The following is a 15,985-nucleotide window of genomic DNA, read 5'->3' on the forward strand; positions in this document are numbered from 1 at the left end:
ACACTCCCTATTAATGCATCATGCGTCGTACTGCATAAATTTCTGGAACGCGTTTAATGCGTTCTACTACTTTTTTCAAGTGTTGTAAGTTACGAATCGAGATTGACATATTAATTGTTGCCATCTTATTACGGTCACTTCTACCAGAAACAGCTGAAATGTACGTTTTCGTCTCTGTAACAGCTTGCAGTACTTCATTTAATAAACCACGGCGATCGTAACCTGAAATTTCAATATCAACGTTATACTCAATTTCTTTTTCAGGGCTACCTTCCCACTCTACTTCTAATAATCGTTCTACAGCTTCTTCTGTATGAACGTTTACACAATCACGGCGGTGAATTGATACACCTCGGCCTTTCGTAATATACCCAACGATATCATCGCCCGGAACTGGGTTACAGCATTTCGATAAACGGATTAATAAATTATCAGCACCGCTTACCTTTACACCAGAATCCCATTTTCGAATTTTCATCGGCTTACGGACTTCTTTAACTTCAACAATTTCTTCTTCTTCGCGTTGTTTGCGGAACTTGTCCGTTAGTCGCGTAACAATTTGCGAAGCTGTAATTCCGCTATATCCAACTGCTGCAAACATATCTTCTTCATTTGCAAAGTTAAATTTCTCAGCGACGCGTTTTAAGTTATCAGGGGCTAATACTTCTTTCATCTCATACTCTAGACCACGTACTTCCTTTTCAACAAGTTCACGGCCTTTTTCAATATTTTCGTCTCTACGTTGTTTCTTAAAGAATTGACGAATTTTATTTTTCGCATGAGATGTTTGAGCAAGTTTTACCCAATCTTGACTTGGGCCATATGAATGTTTCGACGTTAAAATTTCAATGATGTCGCCTGTTTTTAATTTATAATCCAGCGTCACCATTTTCCCGTTTACTTTTGCACCAATTGTTTTATTCCCAATTTCCGAATGGACACGATACGCGAAATCAATTGGAACCGACCCAAGTGGTAATTCCATTACATCGCCTTTCGGTGTAAAGACGAATACCATGTCAGAGAATAAATCAATTTTTAATGACTCCATAAATTCTTCTGCATTAGAAGCTTCATTTTGCCATTCTAATATTTGACGGAACCATGTGAGTTTCTTCTCTAATGTACCTGTTGTTTCTGCTGTTTTTCCTTCTTTGTACGCCCAGTGTGCCGCGATCCCGAATTCTGCAATTTCGTGCATTTCTTTCGTACGAATTTGCACTTCAAGTGGATCACCTTTCGGTCCAATTACAGTCGTATGAAGAGATTGATATAGATTTGCTTTTGGCATTGCAATATAATCTTTAAAACGACCTGGCATCGGCTTCCAGCACGTATGAATAATTCCAAGCACCGCATAACAATCTTTAATACTATTTACAACGACACGTACAGCTAATAAATCGTAAATTTCATTGAACTGCTTATTTTGCAGTGCCATTTTACGATAAATACTGTAAATATGTTTCGGTCTTCCAGAAATCTCAGGTTGAATTGCAACTTCTTTTAATTTCTCACGAATACCAGTCATTACTTCGTCTAAATATTCTTCACGCTCTGCACGTTTACGCTTCATTAAATTTACAATACGATAATATTGCTGTGGATTTAAATAGCGAAGTGACGTATCCTCTAGCTCCCATTTAATAGTACTAATTCCGAGTCTATGTGCTAAAGGTGCAAAGATTTCTAACGTTTCATTCGCAATGCGACGCTGCTTCTCTTGAGGCAAATGTTTCAATGTACGCATGTTATGAAGACGATCAGCTAGTTTAATTAAAATAACTCGAATGTCTTGAGCCATTGCAATAAACATTTTGCGATGGTTTTCGGCTTGTTGTTGTTCGTGAGATTTATATTTGATCTTCCCAAGCTTTGTAACACCATCAACAAGCATAGCAATTTCTTTGTTAAATTCCCGTTCAATATCTTCTAACGTAATCTCTGTATCTTCCACTACATCATGTAAGAAACCTGCTGATACCGTAGCTGGATCCATGTGTAAATCAACTAAAATACCTGCAACTTGAATCGGATGAATAATATACGGTTCACCCGATTTTCTATATTGTTCGCTATGCGCATCACGTGCATATTCATAGGCACGTGCCACTAGCTCAATATCTTCATCCGCTAAATATTGACTTGCTTTCTCGAGTACCTGTTCAGCTGTTAGTACCTGCTCATTTGCCATCGAATCACCTTTTATTGAAAATTGACTTTATCTTTATTTAATAGAATAAATTATATTCTATCATTATAACCCAATGATTGTGAATTGTGAAAAGGAAAAGATTTTACTGACATTTCACCATGATTTTTTGTTCAATTATACAAAAGTACCCGCTCCTCTCCAAGAGATTCACGGGTACTTTTTATCACCGTAGTTTTACCTATATAGTGATTAGTATTTTTCTAATACTAATACATCGTAACCATCTAACATTTTACGACCATCTAAGTAAGTAAGCTCTACTAAGAATGCAATCCCTGCTACAACTCCGCCAAGTTCTTCAACTAACTTAATTGTCGCTTCGATTGTTCCACCTGTAGCTAATAGATCATCTGTAATTAATACGCGTTGACCTGGCTTAATTGCATCTTTATGGATTGTTAAAACATCCGTTCCATATTCTTTACCGTAGTCAACTGTAATTACTTCACGTGGTAATTTTCCTAATTTACGAACTGGCGCAAATCCTACTTCTAACGCATAAGAAACTGGGCAACCGATAATGAAACCACGAGCTTCTGGTCCTACTACAACATCGATATCTCTTTCTTTTGCGTACTCAACGATTGCATCTGTTGCTGCTTTGTATGCTTTACCGTCATTCATTAAAGGTGTAATGTCTTTAAACACAATACCTTCTTTCGGATAATCCGGTACAATTGCGATATGTTGCTTGAAATCCATATTTCTGAATCCTCCTCAGATCTAAAAGGTTTGTAAATACAAATCCTTTACCCTAACTGTTCTACTTCTTTATGATTACGAATCGTTTCAAACCATGTATATAGTTGCTGATATGTGCTATAAACCAATTCTTTTTCTAATTGTAAGTGGTTCATTTTCTCACGATATGTGTTCGATTCAATTAAATCACGCTTTTGTTTTTTGTCTGCCATAAAAATGACGCCATCTTTTATTGTAACAAATTCTAACTCAAAAAACACCTGTGTCATGAAATTTACTGTATCTTTCGACCAACCTTTATGACGACATAGTTGTTCTCCATATTGTCTTAAAGAAAATGGTGTTTTTTGGCTTAAGAAAGAATAGTACCATTTAAAGTGTTCTCTCGTCGGAACTGTACTAAATAAGTGGTTATTCTCTTGATAAAATAGCGTATAAATTCGCGCTGGGAATCCTACTTTAAATAGCTCACTTAATTCATCCGTTCCTTTTGGTAAATCAAGTAACACGATATATTGATCATCTAAATGCGTTACTTCTGAAGCATGCATGAGCTTTTCTTTATAGCTCTCTAAAGAAAATTTATTCAATACCTCTTCAGAAAAATACACCATTGTTATTTTTTCTTTCGGAAGTTCTGCTAAATTTGCTTCTGCATTACGCATACTACGCCAATCAAATAATTGCCACGCCTCTACAGCAATATCTTGTACCATTAATTGTGGCTTCTTAAAATTATTCCATTCATTGATGGATGCTTCTCCTATTACAGATACTTTTGCAACTGGAGAGATTTCTTTCGCATATGCACCAAAACCAAATCCAATTGTATCCAGTGTTGCTTGTCCATCACGAAGAGCCATTTTTAAATGAGAGCCATCTGATCCGATTGCGCGAATACTTTCTAACTCTGCATCTTTCACTGCAATACGTGGTTTCGGATTTCCAACACCAAACGGGGCTAGTTTTTGCATATCTTCAATTGCCGCTAGTGTTACATCCTCTACTTTACAAAAAACATCAACTGCTGTAATTGGAATAAAATCTTCTTCTGTTAAAATTGCATCTGCTTGTTTATTTAAGCGGCGACGTAATTCATCTACATCATTCATATGTAGCGTCATTCCCGCTGCCATCGGATGCCCTCCGAAGTGTGGCAATAACTCTCTACAATCTGATAAATTTGCAAACAAATCAAATCCTGCAATACTACGTGCTGAGCCTTTTGCTGTTTCTTTTATAGGATCAATGCATAATACAATAGTCGGACGATAAAAACGTTCAACTAATTTAGAAGCGACAATCCCAATTACACCTGGATTCCAACCTTCTTTTGCAAGTACTAACACTTTGTTTTCTTCTGGCGGGAGGTTATTTTCAACTTCAGCGATAGCCTCTTCTGTAATTTGCTTTACAATATCTTTTCGTAGTTTGTTCAGCTCATCAATCTCTTCGGCTAATTCTTTCGCTTCCTCTGGATCATCTGATAATAAAAGGTGTACAGCCGGCGTAGCATCTTCTAAACGCCCGACCGCATTAATACGCGGTGCAATTGAGAAGCCTATACTCTCTTCTGTAATTTCACTTTGCGAAACGTTAGCAACTTTAAACAATGCCTTCAAACCAATATTTCTCGTCATACGCATATGCTTTAAACCGCGTTTCACTAGCAACCTATTTTCACCATGAAGTGATACTAAATCGGCTACTGTACCGATTACTGCAATCTCTAATAAATGTTCTGGTACTCGGCCTAATAGTGCATGCGCAACTTTAAACGCAACACCTACACCAGCTAAATAGTGAAACGGATATACGCCACCTTCTAATTTCGGATGTATAATCGCAAGTGCTTCTGGCAATTCTGGCGGTGGCTCATGGTGATCTGTAATAATCAGATCTATTCCAAGCTCTTTCGCTACATTCGCTTCATGTACTGCTGCGATGCCAGTGTCGACAGTAATAATCAGTGAGAACCCTGCGCTATGCGCCCAACGAAACGCTTCTTCGTTCGGTCCATAGCCTTCTGTAAAACGATTTGGAATGTAAAATTCTACTTCTGCACCTAATTCTTGAAGAGCAAGATATAAAACCGTCGTACTACTTACTCCGTCCGCATCGTAATCACCAAATATTAATATTTGCTCTCCATTTTGAATCGCCTTATTTACACGTTCTACCGTTCTATCCATTCCTTCTAATAAAAATGGATCATGAAATTCTTGATTTTCTGTATTTAAAAAATCTAAAATCTTATCTTCTGTATCTAGTCCTCTACCGAGGAATAATGAAACGACAAGTGGCGATAACTGTAATTTACTTGCTAATTCACTCACTCGCTCGTCATTATATTCTTTTTCTTTCCAACGCGTCTTCGGTTGTAACACGAAATCACCCCTTAACCTGTTTATTATACAAGACAGATTAAGGGGTGACAATATAATGCAAACTACGATGCAATATCTATATACTAAAATGTTAATGATGTTTAATTTGGAGAATACGGATTTATATGTACGAATACATTTTGTACATTATCTTGTTTCATAAGTATTTCTTTCACATGTTTTCCAATACGGTGTCCTTCTTCTACAGTAATGTATGGATCTACAGACACTTTAATATCGACAATAACATAATGACCATGCTCCCGTGCATATAAAGAACCAATTTTTTTCACACCATCCACTTGAAGAACTGCTTCTCTAAGCGGAATAACATCCTCCTCATGAAGAACATGGTCAAGCGTTGCATGAATTGCTTCCGCTCCAATGCTCCATGCCATTTTTACAACAAGAAGTGAAACAACTAATCCAGCAATTGGATCAGCGTATACAAGCCAGTCTATACCAAGCTTACCACCGATTATAGCTGCACAAATACCGATTAAAGCTGCAATTGAAGAAAATACATCCGAACGGTGCTCATATGCATTTGCAATAATTGCATCACTGTTTACTCTTTTCCCTAATCGGAATTTATATTGAAACATTCCTTCTTTCACGACGATTGAAAGAACAACAGCAAATATCGTAATTCCTTTCGGCGGTTCTAGTTCTTGCGAAAAAGCTTTTATAGACGAAATCGCGATTTCAAGTCCCACAATAAATAATAATACCGCAACAATAATCGCTGAAATCGATTCCGCTTTACCATGACCATACGGATGATCCTCATCAGGTGGCTGCTTTGCCGCTCGCAATCCAAAAAGTACAGCTAGCGAACCTATTACATCTGATGCAGAATGCACGGCATCCGCTAATAGCGCTTTACTGTTCCCAATATAACCAATTACCGCCTTTACAATCGCTAATATAATATTACCAACGATCCCGACAATAGCACCAAACTCGGCCTGTTTAAAACGTTCATCTTTTTCCATAATTAAAATCCCTTCTTTTCTTAACCTATCTTTTTATTTTAACAAAAACAGCGATAACACCACCACTTTCTTCCATCTTCTTTCTGTTAAAAAGTTGCTATCTTATTGTATCCACAAACGAAAAAAGAGATGCCTCATAAAGAGACATCATCTTTTCTATACTTGCGGTTCAGATTCTACTTTCTCAACCTTCTTCTTGTTTTTTCCCTTTTTCAAACGACGGTTTTCAAGCATTAACCAAATTTGAGAGGCAACGAAAACAGAAGAGTACGTACCTACAATTAACCCAACAAGTAACGCAAACGAGAAGTTACGTAGTGACTCACTACCGAAGATAAGCAGTGCAATTACTGGGAATAACACTGTTAATACGGTGTTAATCGAGCGACCAAGCGTTTGGCGAATACTTGCATTTACGATTTCTTCTAGATCTTTTATATCGCGCACTCGTTTTTTCTGTTTGTATAATTCACGGTTTCTATCAAATGTAACAATCGAGTCATTAATAGAATAACCGATGATTGTTAGTACTGCAGCGATAAACGTTAAGTCTACCTCTAATTGGAAAATACTAAACATAACAATCATAACGAATGCGTCATGTAATAATGCAAGTACTGCAGATAGCGCATACGTAAATCGGAAACGAATACTTACGTATAAAATGATAACCGCAGAAGCAATCAGTACAGCGATAAATGCATTTCGTGCAATTTCTTTACCGATTGTCGGTGAAACTGTACTTACGTTTGGATCTGTACCATATTTATCGTGGAAGAATGTTTTTGTTTTCGCAATTTCATCTTTTGATAAAACACCTAATGTACGAACTGCGAAACCTTTATTGTCATCTCCAGTCGGTACAATATTTTCTTCCTTCACATCAATGTTCAATTCTTTAAAATCTTTATGAACATCAGACACAGTAACGGCTTGTTTTGATTGCAAGTCGATACGTGTACCACTCGCAAAGTCAATACCAAGATTCAATTTGAAAATTGGTAAGATAATTGCACCCGCAATTACAACTACAATCGAGAAGATAAGGAATTTATGACCGATATTTACGAAATTAATACGATCAAATCTCGTTGGCGGATGTACTACACCTTTTGTTAATGGAATAATATCCTTTTGTTTCACACCAAAATATCCTGGTTTTTTATCAAAGTAACGGCTCTTTACAAGTAGACCTAGTAAGAAACGAGTACCGAATACGTTCGTAATAAAACCAACTAAAATACTTACGATTAAACTTGTTGCGAATCCTTTTACAGAGCTATTACCATAAACGAATAACACACCAGCAGCTGCAAGGGTCGTAACGTTCGCATCTAAAATTGTTGCTAATGAACGATGGTTACCCGCACGGAATGCCGACATCATGGACTTACCGATTTTCAGCTCTTCTTTCAGTCTCTCGTACGTAATAATATTTGCATCAACTGCTATACCTACTCCGAGCACTAACGCTGCAATACCTGGTAATGTCAGAACTGCATGCATCCAGTTAAAGACAAGTAATGTAACGAAAATGTATAAACCTAACATAATAACCGCTACAAGTCCTGGTAAACGGTAGAATACAAGCATAAATAAGAAAATAAGAGCGATACCAATCGCACTAGCGAAAATCGTTTGCTCTAACGCTTGCTGACCAAATTTCGCTCCAACAGATGTTGAATACATTTCTTTTAAATCAACAGGAAGTGCACCTGCATTTAATAAAGATGAAAGTTGTTTCGCACTTTCAACTGTAAAGTTTCCACCTACGATAGATACTTCAGCTTGGTTAAATACTTGTTCTACTGTTGCTGCTGATAAAAACTTCGGATTCGGTTTTGCTGATTCTGCTTTATACGAATCTTTTCCTTCTTCAAAATCAAGCCAAATTACCATTAAATTTGTTGGTGGTGGCATTTTTGAAATCTTTTCTGTTACTCCACGGAATTTTTCAGCGCTTTTTAACGTAAGTCCAACACTTGGACGACCTTTATCATCAAATGTTTGCTTCGCTCCGCCGCCTTTTAAATCCGTTCCATCCATAAGAAGGTTATCATCCACATCACGGAATGTTAATTTCGCTTGTGTTGATAACATTTCACGTGCTTTTTGCTGATCTTGTACACCAGCAAGCTGTACACGAATTCGATCTTGCCCTTCGATTTGAATGTTCGGTTCACTTACACCAAGAACATTGACACGATTTTCAAGAGCACCAACTGTACTTACAAGTACGTCTCGATCGATTTTATCACCTTTTTTGGCTGGTTTTACTTCATACAGAATTTCAAAACCACCGCGAAGGTCTAGTCCTAGACTAATTCCTTTTGCTATGTCTTTTCCTGCCGCACCAATTACTCCACCGATTAATAAGACGATGAGGAAAAAGGCGGCAATTCTCGTACCACGCTTTGCCATATGTACCCTCTTTCTGCTACTAACACTTTCAATAAATCTTTTACGATTCACTGCTATACGTGTGCATACGCCTAGTTAGTAGACTTCCTTTCTATAATTTTTGCTAGTTCATCACTAGCTGTATAGGTAAGCTTTTACACTCCCTACACTTTCATCATTTATTTTCCTCTTCACTACCTCCTTTATATATAATCTTAGACACAATTATTTCCTCTTTATCAATACATATCATTATACTGCAAAAGGAAGAACAAACCAATTGCAGTCGGTTATTTATTTTCGTACTCATCAAATGACCAAAGCGGTGCTTGATAAGCTTCAACAGTTAAATATGTCATATATTCATTAGTACTTACCGTTAATACGTCATTAACTAATTCATACAATCTAACATCGCTGTCTATCTTCTTCCACTTTTTCACTTTGAGAAACTTCCAAATGTCATCATCTGTCACTCGGTCGTAACCGAACATTTGAAACTCTTCTACTTTACTTTCTAAAACGACTTGTAACTGTCCGCGGTATGATTCTACCAAAGCCTCTCTATCTAACATTTATAACATCTCCTTCTTATTTCAGCACGAAAAAGTCGCTTTAATCCCGCTCTAATGGACAGCAATAACTACTTTCAAGAGCACTATCATACTTCACTCTCTTAAATGCTTGTCATTCTTGTCTCGTACGTGCATATAAATATTGTAAATCATTCCATTGATTTTGAGAAGGTAGGAGAAGAACATGACGAGACAAAGCTTTTTAAAAGGCGCATTTATTTTAATGATAGCCGGCTTTATTACAAAAATACTCGGCTTTATCAACCGCATAGTAATGGCACGTATTTTAGGAGAAGAAGGCGTTGGTCTTTATATGATGGCCGTTCCTACATTCATTTTAGCAATTACATTGACACAAATTGGTCTTCCTGTCGCAATCGCAAAGTTTGTAGCAGAAGCGGAAGCTGTAAACGATAAACAAAGAGTTAAAAAAATATTAACCGTATCACTAGCTGTTACATCCGTTATTAGTATCATTTTAACAATCGGAATTATGTTCCTCACGCCTATTTTAGCAAAAACATTATTAACCGACGAAAGAACGTACTATCCATTAATGGCCATTTTGCCCGTTGTCCCGGTTATTGCTGTTTCTTCTGTTTTGCGTGGTTACTTTCAAGGGAAACAAAACATGAAACCTAGCGCTTATGCGCAAGTTCTAGAACAAGTCGTCCGCATTACCATTATCGCTATATGCATCCAGTTATTTTTACCTTACGGCATAGAATACGCTGCAGCCGGCGCTATGTTATCAGCTGTTCTCGGTGAAGTTGCATCCTTATTATTTTTACTCACGTTATTTCAGCGAGAAAAACATTTATCAATACGCTCTGGATTTTTCACTACTGTAAAGGAAAGCAAAGGGACATTTTATTCTCTGATGGATATTGCCCTTCCAACTACAGGAAGTCGTTTAATCGGCTCCGTTTCATATTTTTTTGAACCTATTGTCGTTATGCAAAGCTTAGCAATCGCTGGTGTCGCTGCTTCTGTTGCAACCCAGCAATACGGTATATTGAACGGTTATGCATTCCCGCTTCTATCACTACCCGCCTTTATTACATACGCTCTTTCTACAGCGCTCGTCCCTTCTATTAGTGAAGCAATGGCAAAAAGACAACATAAATTAGTGGAGCACCGTTTACAACAAGCACTTCGAATTTCATTAATTACCGGCGGATGGTCTGTCGTTATATTATACGTATTCGCTTCTCCTGTTTTAACTCTTATGTATGGATCAGACAGCGCAACAGCATTCATTCAACTTCTTGCGCCTTGCTTTTTATTTCATTATTTCCAAAGTCCACTTACCTCTGTTTTGCAAGCTTTAAACTTAGCAAGGGCTGCAATGATGAATACATTTATTGGTGCCATCGTGAAATTAATCGTTATTTTTGTACTAGCATCAAGGTCAGAATTTCAAATGATGGGGGTTGCACTTGCTATCGCTGCAAATATTGTAACAGTAACATTTCTTCACTACGCTACTGTTTTAAAAAAGATTACATTTACCATTTACGCAAAAGACTATATTTTCGGCGGACTTGCCATCGGTATCGCAGGCGCCTTCGGTTTTTATCTTCATAAATATATTATTTTCTCTCATTCCCTTGGCATACAAACATTATGGGAAATCACTTTAACAACAATTGTTTATATCGTACTTCTCTTCACTTTCAAACTCATTCGAAAAGAAGAGTTAAGTCGTCTCCCTATCATTCGTAAACTTTCATTTTTGAAATAAGATGAAACTTTAATCAGTGGGGTAATCTCCACTGATTATTAGTTAAACCAATCATTCTTACTCTTTCAAAGGATAAATCTCTAATTTTCTTTTACATCAACAAAAAATTGTCCGTTTTGAAAACTACAGTATAAAATTTGTGTTACATCGTTATAACCTAAGTTTTTTAATTTCTCAATAAGCCATTCATCTGTATGCTCAATCATTTGTAAATGACTAGATTGAATTTCTCCATCAATAATAAGAGGAAGCGTAAACTGTAATGTATCTTGTTTATTTTTTTGTTTTTGAAAGACAGATAACTTCCCAGACGGTTCCAAAATAGCATATTCTACATCCCGAATATCTCCAACTCCTTGTTCCCTTAATTGCATCATTAAATCATCTATATTATACCGTTGCTTTCTCATCTTCTTTTCATCAATCTTCCCCGCGTTTACAAGAATAGCTGGCTCACCTTCTATTAAATGCCGAAAGCGTTGATACTTTAGGGAAATGACTGACAAAATAATTTGGATGCACATAAGAAAAGTCATCGGAACTAATTGATGCCAAAGTGATTTATCGGTATTTTCAATTGCCACTACGGCCATTTCTCCAAGCATAATAAATACGACTAAATCTAATACACTTAGCTCTCCTATCTCACGTTTACCCATAAGACGAAAAATAATTAAGATGATGATATACAAAAGCATTGTCCGTCCAATTATTGATATCCATTCCATTTCTACATCTCCTTTTTTACGTATAGACTCCCCTATAAAAAAGAAACTAGTCTAACTTGGGCAAAAGGAAAATATGCTTGTATTAAAAAGGGGGAATGCATATATGGATGGAACGAAAAAATTATCAACTGCAATTGGCTTCGGTATTGTTACACTACTAATTCTCGCATCTATTACTAGTATGATTATGGCTCTTTTATTGAAGTTTACAAATATAAATGAAGGGACATTAACCGTTACTATTTTTATACTCGCTCTTTTATCTATGATTATGTCTGGATTTACTGCCGGCAAAAAGGCTCAAGGAAAAGGTTGGCTAGTAGGTTTCACAACAGGGCTCACATTCACTATACTCGTCTTTCTAGTTAACTATTTAGGCTTTTCTCAAACCTTATCGAACTCACAATTACTTTATCAATTAGCATTAATGGGGGCGAGTACACTCGGTGGTATTTTCGGTGTAAATATGTCAAAGCAAAGTAACTAAAAAAGGCCCTGCACATTTCATGCAGGGCCTTCCACATTAGTTTTTCACAACTTCACGAATCGCATTGCGATCGAAAGTTAAGTGTGAACCACCAGATTTAATAACGATTTTCGTCTCATCTACTGATTCGATTGTACCGTGTAAACCACCGATTGTTACGATAGCATCACCTTTTGCTAACTCACTTTGCATTTGAGCAACTGCTTTTTGACGTTTTTGTTGCGGGCGAATTAATAAGAAATAGAAAATCGCAAACATCGCAACGATCATAACGATATTCATCATACCTGCATTCATCTTTTGTTCCTCCTTTTAAATTATGTATTAGAAGTTTTTAGCATTCGGTTTATTAAAGCCATACTGTTCAAAGAACTCTTCGCGGAAATCGCCAAGACGGTCTTCACGAATAGCTTGTCTCACCTGCTCCATTAAGTTTAACAGAAAATGAAGGTTGTGATAAGACGTTAAACGAATTCCGAACGTTTCATCACATTTCATTAAGTGACGAATGTACGCACGAGAGTAATTTTTACATGTGTAGCAATCACAGTTTGGATCAAGAGGCCCGAAGTCTCTTGCGAATTTCGCATTTTTCACAACTAAACGGCCTTCACTTGTCATACATGTACCATTTCGAGCGATACGAGTTGGAAGTACGCAGTCAAACATATCAACACCGCGAATTGCACCATCAATTAACGAGTCTGGAGAACCTACTCCCATTAAGTAACGTGGTTTATCATCTGGAAGAAGTGGTGTTGTAAACTCAAGAACACGATTCATAATATCCTTCGGTTCACCAACAGATAGACCACCTATAGCATAGCCAGGGAAGTCCATTGAAACAAGGTCTTTTGCACTTTGACGACGAAGCTCTTCAAACTCTCCGCCCTGTACAATACCGAATAAACCTTGATCTTGTGGACGCTCATGCGCTTTTAAACAACGCTCTGCCCAGCGGCTCGTACGCTCTACAGACTTCTTCATATATTCAAAAGTAGCCGGGAAAGGTGGACACTCATCAAATGCCATCATAATATCTGAACCTAATGCATTTTGAATTTCCATCGCTTTTTCTGGTGATAAGAATAATTTATCTCCATTTAAGTGGTTACGAAAATGAACGCCTTCCTCTTCAATACGACGGAAATCACTTAAGCTAAATACTTGGAAACCACCTGAGTCCGTTAAAATTGCACGATCCCAGTTCATAAATTTATGCAAACCACCTGCTTCGCGTACAATTTCATGACCTGGACGTAGCCATAAATGATACGTATTACTTAAAATAATACCAGAATCCATTGCTTTTAATTCTTCTGGTGACATTGTCTTAACTGTTGCAAGTGTACCAACTGGCATAAATGTTGGTGTATCAAATGAACCGTGCGGCGTATGTACACGACCTAAACGGGCACCCGTTTGTTTACATGTCTTAATAAATTCATAACGAATTGCTGTCATAACTTACTCCTTTTATTTGTTTCTCATTTTAGCGTGAGATGCAACGAACATTGCATCACCGAAGCTAAAGAAACGATATTTTTCTTTTACTGCTTCATTATAAGCATGAAGTACATTATCTCTGTTTGCAAATGCACTTACAAGCATAATTAATGTTGATTTCGGTAAATGGAAGTTTGTAATTAAACCATCAATTGCTTTAAATTCATATCCCGGATACATGAAAATATCTGTCCATCCAGAAGCGGCGCAAAGCTTACCGTCATGATCTGTTGCAATTGTTTCTAACGTACGAGTTGATGTCGTACCTACAGTAATAATACGTCCACCATTCTCTTTCACACGATTTAATAAAGCCGCTGTCTCTTCAGACATATGGTAATATTCTGCGTGCATATGGTGTTCTTCAATCGTGTCTGCAGAAACTGGTCTAAACGTTCCAAGTCCTACGTGAAGTGTAATAAATGCTAACTCAACGCCTTTTTGCTTTAACTTCTCAAGTAACTCTTCTGTAAAGTGAAGTCCCGCAGTCGGCGCTGCTGCTGAACCGATTTCTTTCGCATATACTGTTTGATAGCGATCGCGATCTTCCAGCGTTTCCTTAATATACGGAGGAAGTGGCATTTCTCCAAGTTCATCTAAAATTTCATAGAAGATGCCGTCATATGAAAATTCAAGCTGACGTCCACCTTGATCTGCAGTTCCTATGCAAGTTGCTTTTAATTTCCCTTCGCCAAAAGAGATAACAGTTCCTTCTTTTACACGTTTCGCTGGCTTTACAAGCGTTTCCCACTTATCGCCTTCTTCTTGTTTTAAAAGAAGTACTTCAATGTGTGCACCTGTATCTTCTTTCACACCATGCAGACGAGCAGGCATAACTTTCGTTTCATTTAAAACTAAGCAATCCCCCTCATGTAAGTAAGAAAGAATGTCCGCAAAATGTTTATGCTCAATATCACCTGTTTCACGATCTAACACCATTAATCTTGATGTTTCACGATCTTCTAACGGGACTTGTGCAATAAGTTCTTCTGGTAAATGAAAATCAAACAGATTTATATCCATAACTATATCCACCTATTTCTTATTTAAATCGATTTATTATATACATAATAAAAGATAATACAATACTTAAAACAATACATGTAATGATAGGAAAATAAAAGGTAACGTTTCCTTTTTTCACAAAAATATCGCCTGAAAGCCTTCCAATGAACTTCCAAGCTAATCCAACAACGATGAGTAAAATACCCGCTGTAATAAGCAATTTGGGCATCTCCGTCATACTTTTGGTATCTCCATTCCGAAATGCTCATACGCAAGTGGCGTTACAATTCGGCCCCTTGGCGTTCGTTGTAAAAAGCCAATTTGTAATAAATACGGCTCATACACATCTTCAATCGTATGAGATTCTTCTCCAATTGTTGCTGAAACCGTTTCTAATCCAACTGGACCACCACGGAATTTCTCAATAATACCAAGCAGTAATTTATGATCAATATGATCTAGACCTAATTTATCTACTTGCAATAGCTCTAATGCCATTTGTGTAATTTCCATCGTAACCGTTCCATTACCACGAACTTGCGCGAAATCACGTACACGTCTTAAAAGACGATTCGCAATACGCGGTGTACCACGAGCACGTCTTGCAATTTCTAATGCAGCTAATGAATCGATTTCAACTTCAAATACTTCTGCTGTACGTTCAACAATCGCAGAAAGCTGATCTACTGTGTAATACTCTAACCTTGAAAGTACACCGAAGCGGTCACGAAGCGGTGCCGATAATGCTCCGGCGCGTGTCGTTGCTCCAACTAATGTAAATGGCGGTAAATCTAGGCGTACAGAACGTGCTGAAGGCCCTTTTCCAATTACGATATCAAGGCAAAAGTCTTCCATCGCAGGATACAATACTTCTTCAATCGATCTATGCAAACGATGAATCTCATCAATAAATAATACATCCCCTGGCTGAAGCGCTGTTAATACAGCCGCTAAATCTCCTGGTCTTTCAATTGCCGGGCCTGAAGTTGTTCTAACATTAACGCCCATCTCATTTGCAATAATATTCGCAAGCGTCGTTTTACCAAGACCTGGTGGTCCATATAAAAGTACGTGATCTAACGTTTCTTCACGCATTTTCGCCGCTTCAATAAATACTTCTAAATTATGTTTCGCTTTATCTTGGCCAATATACTGACGGAGCGTCTGTGGCCGTAATGAATATTCTAAATCCGAATCTTCATATGCAGATTCCCCTGAAAGGAGACGTTCGTCCATTATAC

At 37.4% G+C, this 15,985-nt stretch carries 14 protein-coding genes; 2 read left to right on the plus strand and 12 right to left on the minus strand.

The features are described from left to right. Positions 1-10: 10 nt before the first annotated feature. The 6 genes from relA to ACTJJY_RS05665 all read right to left on the minus strand — a co-directional run bounded on the left by relA (position 11) and on the right by ACTJJY_RS05665 (position 9,274). On the minus strand, positions 11-2,194 hold the full coding sequence (gene relA, locus ACTJJY_RS05640; RefSeq protein ID WP_001262795.1) for a GTP diphosphokinase: 2,184 nt from the start codon (positions 2,192-2,194) through the stop codon (positions 11-13). A gap of 210 nt (positions 2,195-2,404) precedes the next feature. Next, on the minus strand, positions 2,405-2,917 hold the full coding sequence (locus ACTJJY_RS05645) for an adenine phosphoribosyltransferase (protein ID WP_000346217.1): 513 nt from the start codon (positions 2,915-2,917) through the stop codon (positions 2,405-2,407). A 47-nt stretch (positions 2,918-2,964) separates the two neighbouring features. Next, positions 2,965-5,304 carry a single-stranded-DNA-specific exonuclease RecJ gene (gene recJ / locus ACTJJY_RS05650; RefSeq protein ID WP_440605155.1) on the minus strand — a complete coding sequence of 780 codons (2,340 nt, stop codon included), beginning with the start codon at positions 5,302-5,304 and terminating at the stop codon, positions 2,965-2,967. A 101-nt stretch (positions 5,305-5,405) separates the two neighbouring features. Next, a complete protein-coding gene (locus tag ACTJJY_RS05655) occupies positions 5,406-6,299 on the minus strand; it encodes a cation diffusion facilitator family transporter (protein ID WP_000409743.1) in 894 nt (297 codons plus the stop codon). A 156-nt stretch (positions 6,300-6,455) separates the two neighbouring features. Beyond that, complete coding sequence (secDF, locus tag ACTJJY_RS05660; RefSeq protein WP_440605156.1) at positions 6,456-8,720, minus strand: protein translocase subunit SecDF; 2,265 nt, start codon at positions 8,718-8,720, stop codon at positions 6,456-6,458. 269 nt (positions 8,721-8,989) lie between these two features. After that, entirely contained in the window at positions 8,990-9,274 is a 285-nt protein-coding gene (locus ACTJJY_RS05665) for a post-transcriptional regulator (RefSeq protein ID WP_000886979.1), read from the minus strand. Between the two features lie 184 nt (positions 9,275-9,458). Here ACTJJY_RS05665 and spoVB point away from each other — a divergent pair, with 184 nt between their 5' ends. Next, positions 9,459-11,018, plus strand: coding sequence for a stage V sporulation protein B (spoVB, locus tag ACTJJY_RS05670; RefSeq protein ID WP_326263129.1), 1,560 nt, complete (start codon positions 9,459-9,461; stop codon positions 11,016-11,018). Positions 11,019-11,098: 80 nt separating this feature from the next. Here the strand turns inward: spoVB and ACTJJY_RS05675 are convergent, their stop codons facing one another. Next, positions 11,099-11,746 (minus strand): DUF421 domain-containing protein, encoded by a 648-nt coding sequence (locus tag ACTJJY_RS05675; RefSeq protein WP_000454821.1) that lies wholly within the window; start codon positions 11,744-11,746, stop codon positions 11,099-11,101. A gap of 103 nt (positions 11,747-11,849) precedes the next feature. Here ACTJJY_RS05675 and ACTJJY_RS05680 point away from each other — a divergent pair, with 103 nt between their 5' ends. Beyond that, entirely contained in the window at positions 11,850-12,233 is a 384-nt protein-coding gene (locus ACTJJY_RS05680; protein ID WP_440605157.1) for a TIGR04086 family membrane protein, read from the plus strand. Positions 12,234-12,269: 36 nt separating this feature from the next. On the opposite strand, the gene yajC is transcribed toward ACTJJY_RS05680, so the two are convergent. The 5 genes from yajC to ruvB are packed head-to-tail and all read right to left on the minus strand — an operon-like array spanning position 12,270 to position 15,980. Next, on the minus strand, positions 12,270-12,530 hold the full coding sequence (gene yajC, locus ACTJJY_RS05685; protein ID WP_000991115.1) for a preprotein translocase subunit YajC: 261 nt from the start codon (positions 12,528-12,530) through the stop codon (positions 12,270-12,272). A 27-nt stretch (positions 12,531-12,557) separates the two neighbouring features. Beyond that, positions 12,558-13,697: a tRNA guanosine(34) transglycosylase Tgt gene (gene tgt / locus ACTJJY_RS05690; RefSeq protein ID WP_000125368.1), complete on the minus strand. Its 1,140-nt coding sequence runs from the start codon at positions 13,695-13,697 to the stop codon at positions 12,558-12,560. A gap of 12 nt (positions 13,698-13,709) precedes the next feature. Next, a complete protein-coding gene (queA, locus tag ACTJJY_RS05695) occupies positions 13,710-14,762 on the minus strand; it encodes a tRNA preQ1(34) S-adenosylmethionine ribosyltransferase-isomerase QueA (RefSeq protein WP_213746517.1) in 1,053 nt (350 codons plus the stop codon). Between the two features lie 19 nt (positions 14,763-14,781). Beyond that, positions 14,782-14,982, minus strand: coding sequence for a DUF2905 domain-containing protein (locus ACTJJY_RS05700; RefSeq protein ID WP_336455820.1), 201 nt, complete (start codon positions 14,980-14,982; stop codon positions 14,782-14,784). Further along, positions 14,979-15,980: a Holliday junction branch migration DNA helicase RuvB gene (gene ruvB, locus ACTJJY_RS05705; protein WP_000344464.1), complete on the minus strand. Its 1,002-nt coding sequence runs from the start codon at positions 15,978-15,980 to the stop codon at positions 14,979-14,981. The genes ACTJJY_RS05700 and ruvB overlap by 4 nt, the downstream gene beginning before the upstream one ends. Positions 15,981-15,985 lie beyond the last annotated feature (5 nt).

The sequence above is a fragment of the Bacillus sp. 22475 genome, from assembly GCF_052044835.1.
GTDB classification, from domain to species: domain Bacteria; phylum Bacillota; class Bacilli; order Bacillales; family Bacillaceae_G; genus Bacillus_A; species Bacillus_A cereus.